General features: G+C 71.2%; 10 protein-coding genes and 1 riboswitch. Of the genes, 2 read left to right on the top strand and 8 right to left on the bottom strand.

All coding sequences use genetic code 11. The features are described from left to right. Window positions 1–124: 124 nt before the first annotated feature. The gene (locus tag ACFPFG_RS20815; RefSeq protein WP_380108081.1) at window positions 125–2,743 is read right to left on the bottom strand and encodes a PepSY domain-containing protein; all 2,619 of its coding nucleotides are present in this window, start codon (window positions 2,741–2,743) and stop codon (window positions 125–127) included. 375 nt (window positions 2,744–3,118) lie between these two features. Continuing rightward, window positions 3,119–3,229: riboswitch (glycine riboswitch) on the top strand. 92 nt (window positions 3,230–3,321) lie between these two features. Between ACFPFG_RS20815 and ACFPFG_RS20810 the strand changes: the two genes are divergently transcribed. After that, entirely contained in the window at window positions 3,322–4,653 is a 1,332-nt protein-coding gene (locus ACFPFG_RS20810; protein WP_312377029.1) for a D-amino acid dehydrogenase, read from the top strand. A gap of 41 nt (window positions 4,654–4,694) precedes the next feature. Here ACFPFG_RS20810 and ACFPFG_RS20805 read toward each other — a convergent pair whose 3' ends face one another. From ACFPFG_RS20805 to ACFPFG_RS20790, 4 genes are all read right to left on the bottom strand, one after another. Beyond that, window positions 4,695–5,930 carry an FIST signal transduction protein gene (locus ACFPFG_RS20805; protein ID WP_380108079.1) on the bottom strand — a complete coding sequence of 412 codons (1,236 nt, stop codon included), beginning with the start codon at window positions 5,928–5,930 and terminating at the stop codon, window positions 4,695–4,697. Between the two features lie 98 nt (window positions 5,931–6,028). Further along, complete coding sequence (locus tag ACFPFG_RS20800; protein ID WP_380108077.1) at window positions 6,029–6,985, bottom strand: PhaM family polyhydroxyalkanoate granule multifunctional regulatory protein; 957 nt, start codon at window positions 6,983–6,985, stop codon at window positions 6,029–6,031. Window positions 6,986–7,127: 142 nt separating this feature from the next. Next, a complete protein-coding gene (locus tag ACFPFG_RS20795; protein WP_013800288.1) occupies window positions 7,128–7,640 on the bottom strand; it encodes a copper chaperone PCu(A)C in 513 nt (170 codons plus the stop codon). A gap of 97 nt (window positions 7,641–7,737) precedes the next feature. Further along, entirely contained in the window at window positions 7,738–8,097 is a 360-nt protein-coding gene (locus ACFPFG_RS20790; protein ID WP_183017788.1) for a hypothetical protein, read from the bottom strand. Window positions 8,098–8,216: 119 nt separating this feature from the next. Between ACFPFG_RS20790 and ACFPFG_RS20785 the strand changes: the two genes are divergently transcribed. Beyond that, complete coding sequence (locus tag ACFPFG_RS20785) at window positions 8,217–8,879, top strand: glutathione S-transferase family protein (RefSeq protein WP_183017787.1); 663 nt, start codon at window positions 8,217–8,219, stop codon at window positions 8,877–8,879. An 18-nt stretch (window positions 8,880–8,897) separates the two neighbouring features. On the opposite strand, the gene recD is transcribed toward ACFPFG_RS20785, so the two are convergent. The 3 genes from recD to recC are packed head-to-tail and all read right to left on the bottom strand — an operon-like array spanning window position 8,898 to window position 18,417. Next, complete coding sequence (gene recD, locus ACFPFG_RS20780; protein WP_380108074.1) at window positions 8,898–11,072, bottom strand: exodeoxyribonuclease V subunit alpha; 2,175 nt, start codon at window positions 11,070–11,072, stop codon at window positions 8,898–8,900. Further along, entirely contained in the window at window positions 11,069–14,896 is a 3,828-nt protein-coding gene (gene recB / locus ACFPFG_RS20775; RefSeq protein ID WP_380108072.1) for an exodeoxyribonuclease V subunit beta, read from the bottom strand. The genes recD and recB overlap by 4 nt, the downstream gene beginning before the upstream one ends. Then, window positions 14,893–18,417, bottom strand: coding sequence for an exodeoxyribonuclease V subunit gamma (recC, locus tag ACFPFG_RS20770; protein ID WP_380108070.1), 3,525 nt, complete (start codon window positions 18,415–18,417; stop codon window positions 14,893–14,895). Before recC ends, recB begins: the two co-directional genes overlap by 4 nt. Between the last annotated feature and the right edge of the window lie 20 nt (window positions 18,418–18,437).

The raw sequence follows: 18,437 nt of genomic DNA, 5'->3' as shown, positions 1-18,437 counted from the left end.
CTTCCCCCTCTCTCGCTACGCGGGAGGGGGACGACACCCTCGCGGCGGGGCGGCCCTTGCTCGGTGTCCCTGACTTGGGCCGCGCCAGTTTCATGCGCTGTGCATTAAGACGCGGCGCTTCACCTCAGTACACATCCCTGCGGTAACGGCCTTCGACGATCAGGTCTTCGACGGCGGTAGCGCCCAGAATGTCGGACAGCGCGGCATCGACGCCTGCGGCCATGCCGTCGGCGCTGCCGCAGACGTAGAGCACGGCGCCGTCGGCGATCCAGTCGCGCAGGGGTTCGGCGGCTTCGCGCAGGGCGTCCTGCACGTAGCGGCGCCGGGCCTGGTCGCGGGAGTAGATGAAGTCGGCGCGCTGCAGCTTGCCTGCGGCCAGCCAGCCGGAGACCTCGGCCTCGCAGTACCCGTCATGGGCCCGCTGACGTTCGCCGAACAGCAGCCAGTTGCGGTGGCGGCCTGCGTGCATGCGCGCCAGCAGGTGGCCGCGCAGGCCGGCATAGCCGGAGCCGTTGCCGATGAAGATGGCCGGCGCATCGGGCTCGGCACCTGCCTCGTCGCGCGGCTCGAAGGCGCGGTTTTCCACCAGTCTCATGGCCACGGACGTGCCCTGGGCCGCATGCGCCGTCAGCCAGCCCGACGCCACGCCCAGGCCGCCGTCATGGCGGGCCTGGCGCACCAGCAGCCGCACATGGCCGTCCTGCGGCAGCGAGGCGACCGAGTAGCTGCGCGGCAGCAGCGGCAGCAGCGCATCGGCCACGGCCTGGGGCGCGGTGCCGGGGGCGATGTCGCCCGGGGCCGGCAGCACGCTGGCGGCCAGTGCCTCGCCCAGCATGCAGGTCTGCTGGCGCCATTGCACGGGGGCCGAGCCGTCGCATTCCTGGGCAGCCAGCCAGGCCTGCACGGTGGCTGCGCCATGGCGTGGCAGCACCTCGGCCAGCGCACCAGCCCGCCACAGCGGGGCCACGCCTTCGGGCGGTGCCAAGTCCAGCACATAAAGCCCTGCGCCCTGGCTGCCCGCGTTGCACAGGCTGCGCGCCTGCAGCGGCCAGGCAGCAAAGGCCGTGGCGTCGGCAAGCGGCTCCGCCGAAGACGCAGGCAGGGCATCGCACACGGGCAGCACGGCGCCGAAATGCCCTGCCAGCGCCTGCTGCCAGGCATGCCAGGCCTGGGGTTCCTCGCCATCCATCTCGATCAGCGGAAACACGGGCTGTGCGCCCAGGCGGCGCAGTTGGTGGTCCAGCGCATGGCCAAAGCCGCAGAAGGCCGCGTACTGCCGGTCGCCCAGCGCCAGCAGGCCGTATTGCAGATGCGGCAGGGCCGAGCCCGAGGCCGCGCCCAGCAGGCGCGCAAAGCGGCGCGCGGCATCCGGCGGATCACCTTCGCCGAAGGTGCTGGCCACGAAGAGCACGCGCCGATGGTGGCGCAGCTGCTCGGCATCCAGCCTCGCCACGGATTGCAGGCTGGCCGCCATGCCTGCGCCGCGCAGCACAGCCACGGTGGCCACGGCCAGGTGCTCGGCACGGCCGGCCTGGCTGGCGAAGGCGACCAGCACGGTGTCCTGGCCCGCAGGCGCGGACGGTGGCGGGTCCTCCAGCAGCGCCTGGCGCTCCTTGGCCAGGGCGCGCGCCTTGCGCCGGCGGTCCAGGTAGAGCATCCAGCCCGTGATGGCGAACAGGGGCATGATCAGCGAGGCCAGCGTCATGAAGATGCGCCCCGGCATGCCGAAATAGGTGCCCATGTGCAGCGGGTAGATGGCGCCCACGGCGCGGCGGCCCGTGGGCAGGTCGGCATAGCGCTCGTCGCGCTGCACGGCGCCGTCGGGCAGCAAGGCCATCTGGTTGCGCGCGCGCTCATGGGCGGCGTCGGCATCCAGCCAGCTGATCTGCAGGGGCTGGCCCGCACGCTCGGGCAGACGCAGCTGGGCGAACTGCCAGCCATGGGCGATGCGCTCGAAGGCGGCCCAGCCGGGCGCGATGTCGATGGGCTGCTGCACGCCAGCCGGCTCAGGCCGGCCGCCACCGGGTTTCGAGGACGGCGCCGCGGGAGCGGCCACGCGCGGCGGCACGCCGGCCCAGCCGTCCACCGTGCTGCGCACCACGCCAAAGGCCCAGTACATGCCAGTGCAGGTGAACACCACATAGGCCACCAGGGCCCAGGTGCCCGCCACCGAGTGCAGGCCCCAGAGGAAGGAGCGGCCCTTGAGCGCCGGGTCGAAGCTCAGCCAGGTGCGCCATGACAGCGGCCGGCGCGGCCAGCGCAGGTACAGGCCCGACAGCGACAGCATCAGCAACAGGCCGGCCAGCGTGCCCGTGATGGGCTTGCCGTCATCGCGCGACAGCAGCAGCCAGCGGTGCAGGCGCTCCACCCATTCGAAGAACTCCGTGCCGTGCTGCTCGGGCAGCTGGGCGCCCGTGTAGGGATTGACAAAGACCGTCTGGCCCCGGCGCTGGCCGGCCGGCGGCTTGAAGGCCACCTGGGCCGAGCGGCCGGGCTCGGCAAAGACGGTGATGCGCTGGACCACGCGCTGCTCGCCGGCCTCGCGCAGCGCCTGCGCAATCTGTGGCGGCGCCAGCGGCGCGGCATCGCGCGCGGGCACGGTTGCCGTGCCGGGGTTCATCCAGCCCAGGATTTCCTCGTGGAAGGAGAACACCGCGCCCGACAGCCCGATGACGATGAGCACCGTGCCGGCCGTGATGCCGAAGAACCAGTGCAGCTGGAACCAGATTTTCTTGAAAGTCATGGGGGCGGACGAAGGCAGTCAGATGTCCATCGGTGCGCAACGGAGCATCAGTACGGAGCGGTGCATGGGAGGCGGGCAGAGGGTAGCTGGCAGCAGGCAGTGGTCGTGCATGGCGGCCGTTCGCCAGCCCCGGGCGGCGTCGGCCGGGGCCAGGGAGGGAAGGCGCCATCAGCGCGAAATTCTAAATTGTTCTCATTTACCGCATGTTGCGCGCAGGCGATAGGCCCGCAGGCCGACCTGGGGTTTACGCCTAGCGGCAGCGGCACGGGCCGCCCCCTAGAATCGCCATCAGCAGGAGAGCAGGCGGGCGCCACGGTGCCGGCCTCACCGAAGGCGCAAACTCCCATACACGCTCAGGTTCCGTACTGCAAACTCATCATGCCGTCTGGAGAGCCGCCGCGCGCAAGGCGCGGCGCACCGAAGGAGCAAGCCCCGTCCCCATGGACGGCGGTGAATCTCTCAGGTACCAAGGACAGGGGGAGCGGCAGCTGCGTCACGACGGACGCCGGCTGCTTGCTATTAAATCCATAGCTACCAGCTTCCGCGTGACCGGCACATGCCTTTGAAAGGGCATTGTCATGCGCGTCATCGTTCTCGGAGCCGGCCTGATCGGCACCGCCTCGGCCTACTATCTGCAATCCCTGGGTCACGAAGTGACCGTCATAGACCGCCAGGCTGCGCCCGGCGCCGAAACCAGCTTTGCCAACGGCGGGCAGATCTCGGTCAGCCATGCGGAGCCCTGGGCCAACCCAGGCGCACCGCTGAAGCTGCTCGGTTGGCTGGGCCGGCAGGACGCACCGCTGCTGTTTCGCCTGCGTGCCGACATGCGCCAGTGGCTCTGGGGCCTGTCCTTCCTGCGCAACTGCACGCCCGCGCGCACGCGCCACAACATCCAGCAGATCGTGCGCCTGGGCACCTACAGCCGCGAGGCGCTGCAGCAGCTGCGGTCGGACACCGGCATCCAGTACGAGCAGCGCATGCAAGGCATCCTGCACTTCTACACGAACGCCCGCGAGTTCGAGGGCGCGCTCAAGCCCACCGAGCAGATGCAGGCCCTGGGCTGCGACCGCCGCCTGATCGATGCCGACGAAGCCGTGCGCCTGGAGCCGGCCCTGGCCCATGTGCGCGGGCAGATAGCGGGCGCCACCTATACGGCCGAGGATGAATCAGGCGACGCCAACCTCTTCACACGCGAGCTGGCGCGCATCGCTGCCGCCACGGGCGTGCAATTCCGCCATAGCCACCATGTGACGGCGCTGCGCACCACGGGCGCGGGCGCCAGCCGCCATATCGACCATGTGGAGATGACCAATGCCGAGGGCCGCTACGAACGCATCCAGGCAGACGCCTATGTGCTGGCCATGGGCTCGTTCAGCCCGCTGCTGGCCCAGCCGCTGGGGCTGCGCCTGCCCATCTATCCGGCCAAGGGCTACTCCGTGACCCTGCCGGTACTGGACCCCGCCAAGGCCTATCAGGTCAGTCTCACGGACGACGAGTTCAAGCTGGTGTTCTCGCGCTATACGGGCGCTCAGGGCGACCGGCTGCGCATCGCGGGCACGGCGGAGTTCAACGGCTACGACCGCAACCTGGACCCCGTGCGCTGCGAGGCCATCGTGCGGCGGGTGCAGCAGCTGTTCCCCGGCGCCGGCGATGCCGAACGCGCGCAATTTTGGAGCGGCCTGCGCCCCGCCACGCCCAGCAATGTGCCGCTGATCGGACGCTCGCCCATCGCCAACCTGTTCCTGAACACCGGCCACGGCACGCTGGGCTGGACCCATGCCTGCGGCTCCGGCATGGCGCTCGCCGACCTGGTCAGCGGCAGACAGCCGGCCGTGGATTTCGATTTTCTGGGAGCTGCAGTCATGGACCCGGATCGCAGCGCAGGCACGGTGCGCCCGCGCGCGGTCTGAGGTGCAGACGGTGTGTACCGTGTGTACGGCGTGTACGACGCCTAAGCAGTGAACACCGTCAACACTCCGGCGAAGCGGTGCAGGCGGGCGTCCATGATCTCGGCTTCGGCGACGAAGCCGATCAATGGCACATCGCCCAGTGCGTGGCGCAGGGTGCGCAACTCGGCATCGGGTCCGCCGAACAGGCCACCGCCGCGCCCCCGGCAACTGATGTAGATGGCGCCCCGGATGCGGGGCTGTGTCTCGCCTTCCGGAACTGGTTCTTCAGGCTCCGCCGCATCGCGCAATGCGGCGCCCAGTTGCAGCAGTTCCTGGCGCGCCACCTGGGCCTGGCGGCGGCAGAAGATCACCGAGTGCCCGGCCTCCACGGCCGAGGACAGGGCCACGCCCTGGCGCAGCGGGTCCAGGCCGACCAGGGTCAGTACCTGGGCCTCTTCGGTCAACACGCCGTGGGCCAGGCCCCGGCCCGGCGGCGCAATGGCCGCCAGCGTGGTGCGTACCGTGGTCAGCGCGGGCTGCCAGTCGCTGCCTTCCAGCTCCACGCCCAGCAGTTGCAGCAGGCGCTGCAGGGCCGGATCGCCATCGAGCCCGGTGACCAGGGCGCCACGCGCCTCGGTGATCTCCAGCCCCTCGCCCAGCGGCACACAGCCCTGGGCCATGCCCGTGATGCAGGGCACGCCCGCACCGAAGGCCACGCCTGAAAAGCCTCCGCTAAAAATGCCGCGCGCATCCGCATGCTGCGCATGCAGGTCCTCGGTACGGCAGGCGATCTGCACGCCCTCCACGCCATCGTCCCCGTCATCGCCCACGCCGCCGAACAGCAGGCCGGACTCGGTGCGCTCGGACAGCTCGTACAGCAGCTCGGCCAGCTCGGGCTGGCCACCTCCGGCATGGACCAGGGCCGAATGGGCCGTGAAGCCGGCCTCGCCGCCAGGCGCATGCAGGGGCGCCAGGCCCGAATACAGGCGGTAGTGGGCAGCCGGTACATCGAGCAGCATCACCGCGAGCGCGGAGCCGGACAGGTATTCATGCGACATGGCCAGTACGCTGCCGGCCGAGCAGCCGGCCCAGTCCGCCACATGGGGCAGGGCCCTGGCCAGATGCTGCAGCAGCGGCCGTGCGCAGGCGGCATGCGCATGGGACAGGTACACCAGTCCCAGACGGGGCCGCTGCGCGTGGCCGGGCCCGGCCATCTGCGAGCGCAGTTGCTGCAGCACCGCGTCGGCCGCGGTGCGCCAGTCGGAATGGCTGGCATGGCCTACAGGAAACAACGACATACCAACCTTCCTTCTAGCCCTGCCAGCGCCCGGCTTGCGGGGGGCTCGGGCCTAGAGCGTGTTATGCACTAGACCATCCATGGGTGCCACCGTGCCGCTCAGCGCGGTGGCCGACTCTTGACCGGCGCCTTGCCTGCGGCCGGAGCCTTGGCTGCTGTCTTTGCGCTGGTCTTTGCCGCCGTCTTCCTGGCCGCTGCCTTGGCTGGCGCCTTGGAGGGAGCCTTGGCTGGTGCTTTCGCAGGCGCCTTGGCGGCCTCGGCCGGAGCCTTGCCCGCCGGTGCAGCCGCCGCCTTGCCTGCCTGCGCAGCAAAGGCGCCCGCCTGGGCCGTCATGCGGTCCATGGCGGCCTTGGCGATGTCGCCGGCCATGCCGGTGGCGCGCTGTGCGGCAGCCACGGCCTCGGGGGCCATGGGCTCGGCCATGGCCTTGGCGGCGATCTGCTGGAATTGCTGGGTCAGTGCGCCCCACCATTGCATGGCCTGACCCATGGCGGCGGCCTGGGCCGGCTCGTCCTTGGGCGCAGAAGCCTCAGGGCCGGAGGCCTTGCTGCCGGCATCCGCGGATGCAGCGGCCGCAGCAGCTGCAGGCGGCTCGGCAGGGGGCTGTGCGGGCGCGGCCTGCGGCTTTTCCTGCTTGCCGGCCTTGCCGGCGGAGGACATGGGCCAGTCCGAGTGGTCGGACTGCCCCGCGCTGGCGGCGCCTTTGCCCGCAGTGGCTGCAGCGGTGGCGGCTGCAGCGGCGGGGAACTGGAAGGCCTGCGCCAGTTCGCCCATGCTGACGTTCATGCCCTGCAGGGTGGACAGCGTCATGCGCTGCACTTCCAGGGCCTGGATGGTGGCGGCCAGCGCCTTGCCATTTTGATCCAGCCAGAACTGCACGGCCTTGAGTTCGGTGATGCGCTTGTCCACCTCCTCGATGCTCACCGTGGGCGCCACCCATTCGGGCAGGCGCCCCAGGGGCCGGGCGGTGGCCGATCCCGCGCTCTGGGCCAGGCCCTGCAGGAAGTCGAAACCGGGGATGAACTTGCCGAAACCGAAGGAGGACGCGTCACTCATGGCAGCACTCGCTAGGACTGGGTTGGAAGAGCATGCCGGCGAAGGATGCCGGCCATGCTCCCAGCTTAACCCAGGCACACGCCAAGTCCACGGCAAGTCATGCGCATGCGGCTGCGCACAAACCCGGTGCAATGGCGCTGGCTCAGTGCGAATGGCCTGCGTGGCCGCCGCCGTGGCCCGCTGCCGGGGCAGCCGCCGCGCCGGGCGCCATCGCGCGCACGGGGACCTGCAGGCTCAGGCGCGAGGTTTCGCCCTTGGCATCCTTGAACACCAGGGTGATGGGCACCTGGCTGTCCTTGAGCAGCGGGCTCTTGAGCTGCTGCAGCATGACGTGGTAGCCGCCGGGCTTCAGATCCACGGCCACGCCCTTGGGCAGGTCCAGGCCGTCGATGGCGCGCATGCGCATCACATCGCCTTCCATCTTCATTTCATGCACCTCGGCCACGCCGGCTGCGGGCGATTCCACGCCCACCAGGCGCAGCGGCTCCTCGGCCGTCAGGCGCATGAAGGCGCCCGTGGCCTGCTGGCCCGGCACGCTGGCACGCGCCCAGGCGGCGTCGGCCTTGACATGGGCGGCATCGGCATGGGCATGGGCCAGGCCCATGGACAGGGAGGCGGCGATCAGGAAAGGGGTGGTCCATTGACGCAGTGTCATCACGGTTTCTCCAGAAATTTCAATTCATTGCAGCACGGTCTTCGTGCATTGCAAAAAGGGTTGGCCAGGCGAAAGAGGCGGGGATTGAATCCGGGAGTCACCGGGGCGGTGCGCGGGCCTGGGGCAAGGCCGGCATGGCCACGCTGTGGACGGAGGCCGGGTACGCCAGTGGCTGCGCATCTGCCGCCAGCGGCGCCGGGACCGCCATGCACAGGCCCGGTGGCGGCGCCAGCGGGGGCAGGCACAGCGGGCAGTCGATGCCGTGGCTGCCGGCCAGGGCATTGTCCTGACCGGCCGGCGATGGCACCCAGACCGATTCGCCAGCGGCCGAGCACAGGCGCTCCCAGCCCGAGGCGCGCGCCAGCGGCGCAAACGCCGATGCCAGCGCCACGCACAACCACAGCCCCAGCACCCAGCGGGCGCAGGCAGCCAAGGTGGAGGGCAGGCGAAGCGGCATGGCGCCATTCTAGGGGTCTGCCCCAGTCGTCATCTCCGGGACCGCGCCATGCCCTGCCCGCCCCTACCATCGCAGGCGCGCACCCTCGCCTTCACCACAAACAACCCAAGGAGACACCCATGCTCACCCTGTGCGGATTCGCGGCCAGCAACTACTACAACAAGGTCAAGCTGGCCCTGCTGGAAAAGCAGCTGCCCTTCAACGAGGAACTGGACTGGCTGGGCGAGACCGACACGGCGCTGTCGCCGCTGGGCAAGGTGCCGTACCTGCGCATCGACGACGGCCGTGGCCTGTGCGAATCGGCCGCCATGGTCGAGTACGTGGAGACGCTGTCGCCCTCGCCGGCCCTGCTGCCGGCCGACGCCTTCGAGGCCGCCAAGGTGCGCGAGCTGTGCGTGTACCTGGACCTGCACCTGGAACTGGTGGCGCGCATCCTCTACCCGCAGGCCTTCTTCGGCGGCCAGGTCAGCGACTCCACCCGGGAGCGCACGCTGGCCCAGCTCGACAAGAACGTGGCGGCCTTCGCAAGACTGGCGCGTTTTTCCCCCTTTGTGGCAGGCGACAGCTTCACGCTGGCCGACTGCTGCGCCATCGTCCATCTGCCCCTGGTCAGCGCGGCCAGCAAGATCGTTGGCGGCCGCGACGTGCTGGCCGACCTGCCCGTGCGCGAGTACCTGGCACGCATGGCCGAGCGGCCCACGGTGCAGCAGGTCAATGCCGACCGCAAGACCAATACGGCGCTGATGATGTCCCGCTACGCCAGCGACAAGACCCCGGCCTGAGCCACCGCCCTGTCCGCCTCATTCCTGCAGCCAGCGCAGCAGCCCGCTGGCGCGCTGCGTGGGGCTGCCAACGGCCGAGGCCAGCAGGCCAGGCACCTCGGAGAACAGTGAGAAGGCCTGGCGGGCGCGCGTGATGCCGGTGTAGACCAGCTCGCGCCCCAGCACGCTGCCGCCGCGCGAGGGCAGCACCAGGGCCGTGTGCTCGAACTCCGAGCCCTGGCTTTTGTGCACCGTCATGGCAAAGGCAGTCTCCACATGGGCCATGCGGCTGACGCCGACCGAGCGCAGTTCGTCGCCCTGCAGGAAGTAGACGCGCAGCAGTTGCCCTGGCTGCCCCTGGTGCACTCCCGGCAGCGCAATGCCGATGTCGCCGTTGAACACGCCCAGCTGCGCATCGTTGCGCGTGACCATGACGGGCCGGCCCGCATACCATTCGCCGCCGCGGCGGATCACGCCCTGCGCATCCAGGGCCTGTTCCACCGCCCGGTTGAGGCCGGACACGCCCCAGTCCCCCTCGCGCACGGCGCACAGCAGCCGGAAGCGCTCGAAGGCCTGCAACACATCGACCACCCAGGCCCGGTGCACACCCGGGTCGGCACAGGCCGCATCCGGCCGGCCCTGCAGGGCCTGGGCATAGAGGGCATAGCTGGCCAGGCCGCCGCGCCCGCGCACGGCCAGTTCGGTCACGGCCTGCACGCCGCCGCCCTGGCGTTCCCAGAGTTCGGAGTGCGTACCGCCTTGCGTGCCGGCATCGAGCAAGGCCTGGGCCTGCGCGGCGTGGCCGGCATTCACGGCACGTGCCAGCTGGCCGATGGGGCCGCCGAAGCGCCGACTTTCGCGCAGCATGACGGTGTGTTGCGCCAGCGCAGGCGCACGGTCGCCTGCCGGCGCCGCGAACTGCGGCGGCAACTGCTGGCCCGCCACGCGCAGCGCGTAGTCCAGCGTGTCGGGCAGATAGCGCCCGGCCTGGGCATCGCGGCACAGGTCGCCCAGCACGGCGCCCGCCTCCACCGAGGCCAGCTGGTCCTTGTCGCCCAGCAGCACCAGGCGGGCGCCGGCCGGCAGCGCCTCCAGCAGCGCCGCCATCATCTCCAGGTGGACCATGGAGGCCTCATCGACGATGAGCACGTCCACGTCCAGTTGCCGGCCCGCATGGAATCCCCAGTGCCGCGTATCGGGACGCGCGCCCAGCATGGAGTGCAGGGTGCGGGCCGCACCCATGCGCTGCACCAGGGCGGCCAGGTCGATCTCGCCCGCCATGCTTTCCTGCAGCTGCAGCAAGGCCCCGTCGATCGATTGCTTCAGGCGCGCGGCGGCCTTGCCCGTGGGAGCGGCCAGGGCCACGCGCAACTGGCTGGCATCGGATGCCGTGGCAAACAGCAGGGCCAGCAGCCGCGCGGCGGTATAGGTCTTGCCGGTGCCGGGGCCGCCCGTGATCACCGACAGCCGGCCGCGCAGCGCCAGGGCGCAGGCCAGCTTCTGCCAGTCCACGGTGCCGCCGTCCGCCGCAGGCGGAAACAGCTGGTCCAGCCAGCGCCGGGCCTGGGCTTCGTCCAGTGGTTGTCCCGCCACGGCCTGTGCCGCCGTGCGCTGGATGACGTGGGTGGCCACGGCGCGCTCGTAGCCCCAGTAGCGGCGCAGGTACAGCAGCGGCGCGGGGCCGTCGGCACCGGCCAGCACCAGGGGCTGGCCGAGGTCTTCGCCGCCTTCCCGCCCATCTACCGGCTCCCCGTGCTTGCCATGCACCACGCGCACCACGGCGCTGGCGCTCAACGCCGCAATCCAGCCGGACAGGTGCGCGGGCAGCATCTGCCACAGGGCCTGCTGCGCGGGCAGCGCCTCGGCCGGCCAGGCCAGCACGTCGTTGGGGTTGCCGGCCAGCGGCGCCAGGGGCAGGCAGCTGTGGCCGCGCCCCTCCATCTGCGCCAGCAGCGCGGCCGCCACCAGCAAGGCGGGCCCGGCCTGCGCATCCTGCCCGGCGACGAAGGAGGCCAGCGCCGCATCCAGCCGGCGCAGCAGGCCCGCGTCGGCCCAGCGGCGCAGCAGGGCCAGCACCTCGTCGGTGCTCGGCGATACGTCGCCCGGCGATACGTCGCCCGGCGGATCGTCGCCCGGCGGTTTGCCGCCCAGCCGTTCATCGAACAGGTCCAGCGTGTCCGTATCGACGGTGCGCGAACGGGAGCGTGGGCTCATGGCAGTTCCTCCGCGTTGGCGCGGCCGGGACCGAGCAGTTCATCGAGCGCATCAAGCAAAGGCAGCTCGGGCGCCATGGCATGCATGCCGCCGGCCGGGCCATCGATGCCGCGCAGAAAGTAGTACAGCGCGCCGCCCAGCTGGTGCTGCGGCTCGTAGGCGTCGCCCAGCCGGCTGCGCAGCAGGCGGTGCAGGGCCAGCAGGTAGAGGGCGGCCTGGACGTCGTAGCGGTGGTGGAGCATGGCACGTGCCAGGGCTTCCTGGCCGTAGGCGGCACCGTCCGGCCCCAGGTGGTTGCTTTTGTAGTCGAGCACCCAGTAGCGGCCCTCGTGGCAGAACACCAGGTCGGCAAAGCCCATCAGCATGCCGTGCAGCGAGCGCTGGGGCAGCGCGGGCCGCTCCTGCCCCGGCAGGATGAAGCGCCGGCACAGCTGGTCGATGCGCTCGGCCGGCAGTTGGCGGGCGGGCAGCCAGAATTCCATCTCGGACAGTTGCGGGCCCAGCGTGGCCAGCGTGACATCGAGTGGCGCCAGCGGCTGGTGGACCACGGCCGTGAGCCAGGCCAGCAGGTCGCGCGCCTGCTCGCCGCGGCCCGCACGCTCGCAGCGGCGCACCAGGCGATCGGCGAGCGCACCCTGTCCGTCCACGGGCAGCGCAAAGTCTTCACCACCCAGCCATTCGAGCTGGTCATGCACGAAGTTGCCGACCACGGGCCCGCGCAGAAAGCGGTGCCAGACCGCAGGCCCGCCGGCCGGTCCATCCTGCAGGGACTGCAGGCCCGCCAGGCCGGCGATGTCCGCCCGTTCCGGCGATGGGGGCGGCTCCAGCGCCTGCTCATCCTCGGCCGGGCGCTGCACGGCCACGGGTAGCACGGGCAGGCTGGGCGCGGCCATGGCGCGCACCAGGGCCGAGAAGCTGCCGATGCCCCAGCGGGTGTCGAAGCGCGCGTCGTAGGCCGGGGCATCGTGCAGCGGCGTGGCAGCGTCCGGCGGCTGCCAGCGCGTGCGCTGCAGCGGCCCGGCGTCCAGGTCGCGCCAGGCCATGTGCGGGTCTTCGCCGCACAGCTGCTGCAGGCCGTCGCGCCAGCCCTGGGCCGAGCGCGGCTCGGTGCCGCCCAGCAGGTAGCCGGCTGCGCCCTGCTCGTTCACGCAGGCCTTGCCGTTGCCGCGCTTGAGCGGGGCCAGGCCCAGCCACAGCGCATGGCGCGGGCGGGTAAGCGCCACGTAGAACAGGCGCAGATCCTCGCGCAGCCTCTCGCGGTCGGCCTGGGCCAGATCCTCGTCACTGAAGTCCAGCAGCAGCCTGCGGGCCGGGGCGGCATCGTCTTCCCCCCCATCCTGCGCGGACAGGGTCAGGAAGGGCGTCCTGGCCCGCTCCATGGGGCGGAAGCTGCCTGCAAACGGCAGGCAGACCAGCGGGTACTCCAGGCCCTTGCTCTTGTGCACGGTGACGATCTTGACCAGATCGGCGTCGCTTTCCAGCCGCACCACCTGTTCTTCGCTGCCGCTGCCCGGCGCCTCGATCTGCGTGGCGAGCCAGCGGATCAGGGCCTGCTCTCCCTCCAGCTGGGCGCTGGCGGTCTGCAGCAACTCGGCCAGGTGCAGGTAGTTGGTCAGGCGCCGCTCGCCGCCCAGGGCCGGGTCCTGCAGCCAGCGTGCGGGCAGGTCCAGGCGGTACAGGGTCTGGCGCAGCATGGCCAGCACGCCCAGGCGCAGCCAGATGCCGTGCAGCTCGCGCATTTGCTCGCTGCGTGCGTCAAAGGCTTCTTCGTCGGCGGCCAGCCAGGCCAGTTCGTCCAGCGACAGGCCGATGAGCCGCGTGGCCAGGCCTGCGCGCACGGCCTGGGCGTCCAGCGGCGCGGCGACGGCGCGCAGCCAGTACAGCAGGTCATGGGCCTCGTCGCTGGCAAACACCGAATCCTGGTCCGACAGGTAGACCGAGGCCACGGCGCGTGCCTGCAGTTCGCGGCGCACGGTGGCCGCCTCGCGGCCCGTGCGCACCAGCACGGCGATGTCGGCGGGCCGCAGGCGCACAAAGCCGCCATCGGGCTGCACAAAGCCGGCCTGCGGATCGGCCAGCCACTGCACGATCTGCTCGGCGCAATGGGCAGCAAAGCGCCGCCGCACCTCGTCGGCCGACAAGGGCAGGGGGATGCCGGTGTCCTCGTCACGGCCCGCACTCCAGGCCACGGTGAGGGCGGGCATGGTGCCGTCGCGCGTGTGCAGCAGCTCGCGCCGGCCCTGGGCCGCCACGGGCTCGAATGGCAGCGGGTTGTGGCTGCCGCGCCGGAACATGAAGGCGCCCTCGCCCGGGCGTTGTTCGGCCTGCGCGAACCAGCGGTTGACGGCACCCACCAGCGCCTGGGTGGAGCGGTAGTTGGTGCCCAGCACGTAGTGGCGACCCTCGGTGGCGCGGCGCGCCTGCAGGTAGCTGTGGATGTCGGCGCCGCGAAAGCCGTAGATGGACTGCTTGGGGTCGCCGATCAGCAGCAGGGCGCTGTGCGGGTCGTTGGCCGCCGTGCGATAGATCTGGTCGAACAGGCGGTACTGCAGCGGCGAGGTGTCCTGGAATTCATCGATCAGCGCCACCGGGTACTGGGCCAGGATGCGCTCGCGCAGCACAGCGCCGTTGTCGCCGGCCAGGGCCGTGTCCAGGCGCTGCAGCATGTCGGCAAAGCCGAAGCTGCCGGCCTGGCGCTTGAGGTGGGCCAGCCGCTGCGCCACGCGCGCGGCCGCATGCAGGCGCACGGCCACGCTGACGGGCGGCAGTTGCTCCAGCTGCAGCAGCAGCGCCTGCAGCTCGGCCAGCTCCAGCGGCATGAGCACATCGCCGGTCGATCCCTTGAAGGCCTCGGCCAGGCCTTCGGGGCTGAGGCGGTGGCGCGCGGCCTCGGTCAGCGCCAGCGGGCTGTCCAGCGGCGCGCGCGACCAGTCGGCCAGGGCGGCCAGCCAGCCGGTGTAGCGCGCGGGCTGCAGCTTGCGCTTGTCCCACAGCGCGCCATGGCCGTCGAGCTGTCCATCCAGCCACCGCTGCAGGCGCTGCGCCTTGTCGTCCCAGCCGGCCGCCAGGGCCAGCAGGCGGCTGCGGCGCTGCTCCATGGCGCGCTGCAGGCAGTCGGCCAGGCTGCCCTCGCCCGCGCCAGGCACGGGTGGCTCGCGCAGCAGGGCGCGCATGTCATCGACCAGGGCGCCGACGTGGGGCCAGATCTTCAGGGCCTCGTCCAGCAGTTCGTCGGACAGCGGATAGCACTGCTGGCGCCAGTAGTCCTGCGCGGCCTCGGTCTGGCGCTGGCTTTCGTCGGGCTCCAGCGTTTCGTCGAAGAGGTTGCCGCTGTCGAAGGCATGCTCGCGCAGCATGCGCTGGCACCAGGCGTCTATGGTGTGGATGGCAGCGTCATCCATGCATTCGGCTGCCATGGCCAGGCGCCAGGCCGCGCGTTCGCGTGCCGCACCTTCAGGGTAGGCCTCGCGCAGCGCGTGCAGGAAGGCGTCGTGGGGCGCGGGCTCGGCCTCGCCACGAAAGCACTGCACGGCCTCGATCAGGCGCTTGCGTATGCGGTCGGACAGCTCGCGCGTGGCCGCGCGCGTGAAGGTCATGACGAGGATGTCGGGTGGCATCAGCGGGCGCTCGAAGGCCGTGCTGCTGATGCCGTCCAGGCTGCCCTCGCCATGCCCCAGCACCAGGCGCAGGTAGAGCGCGGCGATGGTCCAGGTCTTGCCGGTGCCGGCGCTGGCCTCGATCAGGCGGCTGCCCCACAGCGGGAAGCGCTGCGCGTCGAGCACATGGCTGGTCACGGCTCCGATCATTTCTTCGCTCGCGCTCATTGCGCATCCCCCTGGTGCGGCAGGACCTGCACCTGCGCGGCCACCCAGTCGAGCAGCGGCGCGTGGGCGGCATGGGCCAGGGCCTCGAAACGGCCATCGGCACTCAGGCGTTCGAAGTCCGGGTAGCAGCGCGCCCAGGACGGGTCCTCGCCTTCGCCGCCGACCAGATGGCCTCCTTCATAGGCCTGCTGGGCCGCCGCGGGAAAGCCTTCGGCCATGGCCAGGCCGCTGCGCAGCGGCAGGGGCAGCGGGCCGTCCTGGCCTTCACGCCACAAGGCCATCAACTCACCCAGCCGGACCAGCGCCTCGGACGGCTCCATGGGCAGCACCTGGACCACAGCGTCGCGCGCCACCACGCGCAGCTGGGCCCGCGAGCCGCTGGCGGACAGCGCCAGGCTGCGCAGGTAGACCGGCATGAGCTTGTCGGCATGGGGCAGTCCCTTGGCGTTGAGCAGGTTGCGCGGGTCCAGCAGCAGCCAGCACTGTGCGTCGTCCGCATCGGGGGACTCTTCGGTTTCGCAGGACTGGCGCAGCCCGTCGATCCAGTCGTCGAACACCAGGCCGTCCCGCTCGATCAGCAGCCGCCTGCGCGGCGCGGGATGGGCGTACAGGGCCAGTTGCTGGCGCCATTCGCGCAGCGAAGGCGTGACCGAGGACTGCAGCGCCCGCGCGCCGCGCTCGCCCAGCCCCGCCAGCGGCAGCCGCCCCGAGCGCGTGAGGCGCGCGACGGCCGCACGCACGCTGTCTTCCATGGCCTGGGCCACCTGCCCGGGCTCGGACAGGCCGGCCGCCACCTGCTGCTGCAGCTGCTGCACCAGCAGGTATTCGGTCAGGCCGTCGAGCTGGAACAGCTCCTCGTCCACGACCGGGTTGTCCTCCTGCTCGAAGCGCACCTGCAGGCGCTGGCGCAGGTAGGCGCGCGCCGGATGGCGCAGGAAATCGGTGAGCCGGGCCAGCGTCAGCGGCGCCGATGCGTCGGGCACAAAAGGCGGGCGCGGTTGCCCGGGCAATGCAGGCGGCTCGCTCGCACCATCGGGCTGTGCATGCGCTGCCCGCCATTCGCGCGCATAGGTGGTCCAGGGCGAACCCTCTTCGAAATAGCGGCGGCTGAACGGCTGCAGCAGGTGCTGCTGCGTACGCTGCGCCAGCAGCGACTGGCCGCCTTCGCCGCGCCAGCCGGCCTCCAGGTAGTCGCGCAGCTGGGAGACCAGGACCGAGGGCGGCTGCTCGCTGTTGTCGCGCACATGGTGGCCGGTCCAGCTGATGTAGAGCGCGCGGCGTGCGGACAGCAGGGCTTCGAGCATGAGCTGGCGGTCATCGTCGCGGCGCGCGCGGTCGCCGGGGCGCTGCTGGCCGGGCAGCGCCATCAGGTCGAAGTCGCTGCGCGTGGCGCGGCGCGGATAGTCGCCATCGTTCATGCCCAGCAGGCAGACCACCTCGAAGGGAATGGCGCGCATGGGCATCAGCGTGCAAAAGGTCACGCCACCGGCCCGAAAGCGCTGCGACAGCGAGGGCTGCTCCAGCGCCTGCATCCAGGCCTCCTGGGCCACGCCCAGTTCCACGGCATCCGCATAGCCGGCCTGCTCGCAGGCGCGCTGCCAGGCCGTGAGGGCTGCGTCCAGCGCGGCCAGCATGGCCTCGTCCTCATCGTCCTGCGCCTCGAAAAAATCCTGCAGCAGCGCGCGAAAGCGCTGCGCCCAGGCCTCGGGCGTGGCGGACTGCTCGGCCGCGCGCCACCAGGCCAGCATGCGATCCAGCAGCGCGGCCAGCACGCCGGCCAGCTCGGCCGACAGGCCGCCCACTTCGTCATAGGGTTCGATGCCACCAAAGGCCTGGCCGTCCTGCGCCACGCCGCTGGCATAGCCCAGCAGCATGCGCTGCAGGCCGAACCAGGCGCTGTTGTGTTCGCCACAGGCCTGCAGGCCCAGGGCGCCACGCTGCGGCGCATTGAGTCCCCAGCGGATGCCGGCTCCGGCCATCCAGCGCGTGAGCTGGGGCAGGTCGTCGGCCGCCAGCCCCATGCGCGCGGCAATGGCCGGCACATCGAGCAGGTCGCACAGCTCGCTGAGCCGGCAGCGCTGCTGCGGCAGGCGCAGCAGCCATTGCAGGGCCACGGCCAGCGGGCTGCTGGCGCGCGCACCCAGGTCGGCGATGTCAAAGGGAATGTGGCGCGGGTCATGCCGGCCGTACTGGCCGAACACGGCGCGTATGGAGGGTGCGGCGGTCTCTATGGACGGCAGCATGACCACCACATCACGCGGCGCCAGCGGCACCTGCCCTGGCTGGGCAGGATCCTGGGGCCGGGCCAGCATCTGCAGCAGCTGGTCGTGCAGCACCTCCAGCTCGCGCACCACGCTGTGGGCGCTGTGAAAGACGATGGAACGGTCGGCCCGTGCCACCTCCAGCGGCGGGTGCTCGGCCAGCGGCACCAGGTCGCGGATGCGCTGCTGCACCTGGGCCAGCAGCGGCGCGGTGCGCAGGTCCTCGGCATCGGTTTCGTCGAACAGGTCCACGCGCGGCATCTGCAGCTGCGCTGCGGCACCCGTGGTGTCGAAGGCGTCGAGCTGGCGCACATAGTCGCGGCTTTGCCGGCCCCAGGCGGCCAGCAGCGGATGGGCGTGGGCGTGCATGGCCTCCAGTGGCAGCTGCGCCAGATCACGCCCTCCGCGCAGCGGCTGGCGGCGCCGCGCCATGCGCAGCAGCTCGCGCCCGTCGATGGCGTCGGCCCAGTGAAAGCGGCAGGGATTGGGCACGGCCAGCAGGACCTGGCTGTGGCTTGCAATGGCGGCCAGGAATTCCAGCAGGCTCAGCGGCAACTGGCTGATGCCGAACACCACCACGCGGCGCGCCAGCGGCGCGGCCGGCGCCTCGCCCGACTGCAGCGCGGCCAGCACCCTGCCCTGCAGGCGCGCGCGCGTGGCGCCGCGCTGGTCCTCATCCAGCTCGGCCAGCACGGCGCGCCACAGGCGCGGCTGCCACAGCTGGCCTTCCGGCACCGCGGTGTCGGCCGCATCGGGGCGCAAAGGCATGGGCAGCAGGTCGCTCCCGGCCTCCCAGGCATCCAGCCAGTCGGCGCGGTAGATCTGGTATTGGTCGAAAAGGTCAGCCAGGCGCTGGGCCAATTGCAGCAGCCGCTCGGGCTCGCCGGGGCGCAGAAAGCCTGCAATGGGGGCGAAGGCCGGGTCATGCAGGCACTGCGGCAGCAGGCGCATCAGCCGCCACGTCATGGGCGTCTTGTCCAGCGGCGATTCCCGCGGCACGGCCTGGCGGCCCAGCACCTGGCGGTAGCTGCGCCACACAAAGCGCGCGGGCAGTTCCACGCGCGCGGCGGCGCACACGCCCAGCTGCTCGGCCATGCGCATCTTGAACCACTCGGCCATGCCGTTGCTCTGCACCAGCACCACCTCGGGCTCCAGCACATCCAGCGGGTGCGCAGCCAGCCATGCCAGCACCGTGTCGGCCAGCACCTCCGTCTGATTCCCGTGCAGGGCGATCAAGCCCGGCTGCCAATGCAATGCCACCTCTGCGCCCCCGTGCTCCA

The sequence above is a fragment of the Delftia deserti genome (genome assembly GCF_042653485.1).
Classification (GTDB): Bacteria; Pseudomonadota; Gammaproteobacteria; order Burkholderiales; family Burkholderiaceae_C; genus Comamonas; species Comamonas acidovorans.
Note: the sequence above shows the minus strand (reverse complement) of the source record. Positions and strands in the feature narration are given on the sequence as shown.

Excerpts from the sequence above, each read along its gene's own strand:
- ACFPFG_RS20815 (WP_380108081.1), bottom strand. The coding sequence starts at position 2,743 with ATGACTTTCAAGAAAATCTGGTTCCAGCTGCACTGGTTCTTCGGCATC.
- ACFPFG_RS20810 (WP_312377029.1), top strand. The coding sequence starts at position 3,322 with ATGCGCGTCATCGTTCTCGGAGCCGGCCTGATCGGCACCGCCTCGGCC.
- ACFPFG_RS20805 (WP_380108079.1), bottom strand. The coding sequence starts at position 5,930 with ATGTCGTTGTTTCCTGTAGGCCATGCCAGCCATTCCGACTGGCGCACC.
- ACFPFG_RS20800 (WP_380108077.1), bottom strand. The coding sequence starts at position 6,985 with ATGAGTGACGCGTCCTCCTTCGGTTTCGGCAAGTTCATCCCCGGTTTC.
- ACFPFG_RS20795 (WP_013800288.1), bottom strand. The coding sequence starts at position 7,640 with ATGACACTGCGTCAATGGACCACCCCTTTCCTGATCGCCGCCTCCCTG.
- ACFPFG_RS20790 (WP_183017788.1), bottom strand. The coding sequence starts at position 8,097 with ATGCCGCTTCGCCTGCCCTCCACCTTGGCTGCCTGCGCCCGCTGGGTG.
- ACFPFG_RS20785 (WP_183017787.1), top strand. The coding sequence starts at position 8,217 with ATGCTCACCCTGTGCGGATTCGCGGCCAGCAACTACTACAACAAGGTC.
- recD (WP_380108074.1), bottom strand. The coding sequence starts at position 11,072 with ATGAGCCCACGCTCCCGTTCGCGCACCGTCGATACGGACACGCTGGAC.
- recB (WP_380108072.1), bottom strand. The coding sequence starts at position 14,896 with ATGAGCGCGAGCGAAGAAATGATCGGAGCCGTGACCAGCCATGTGCTC.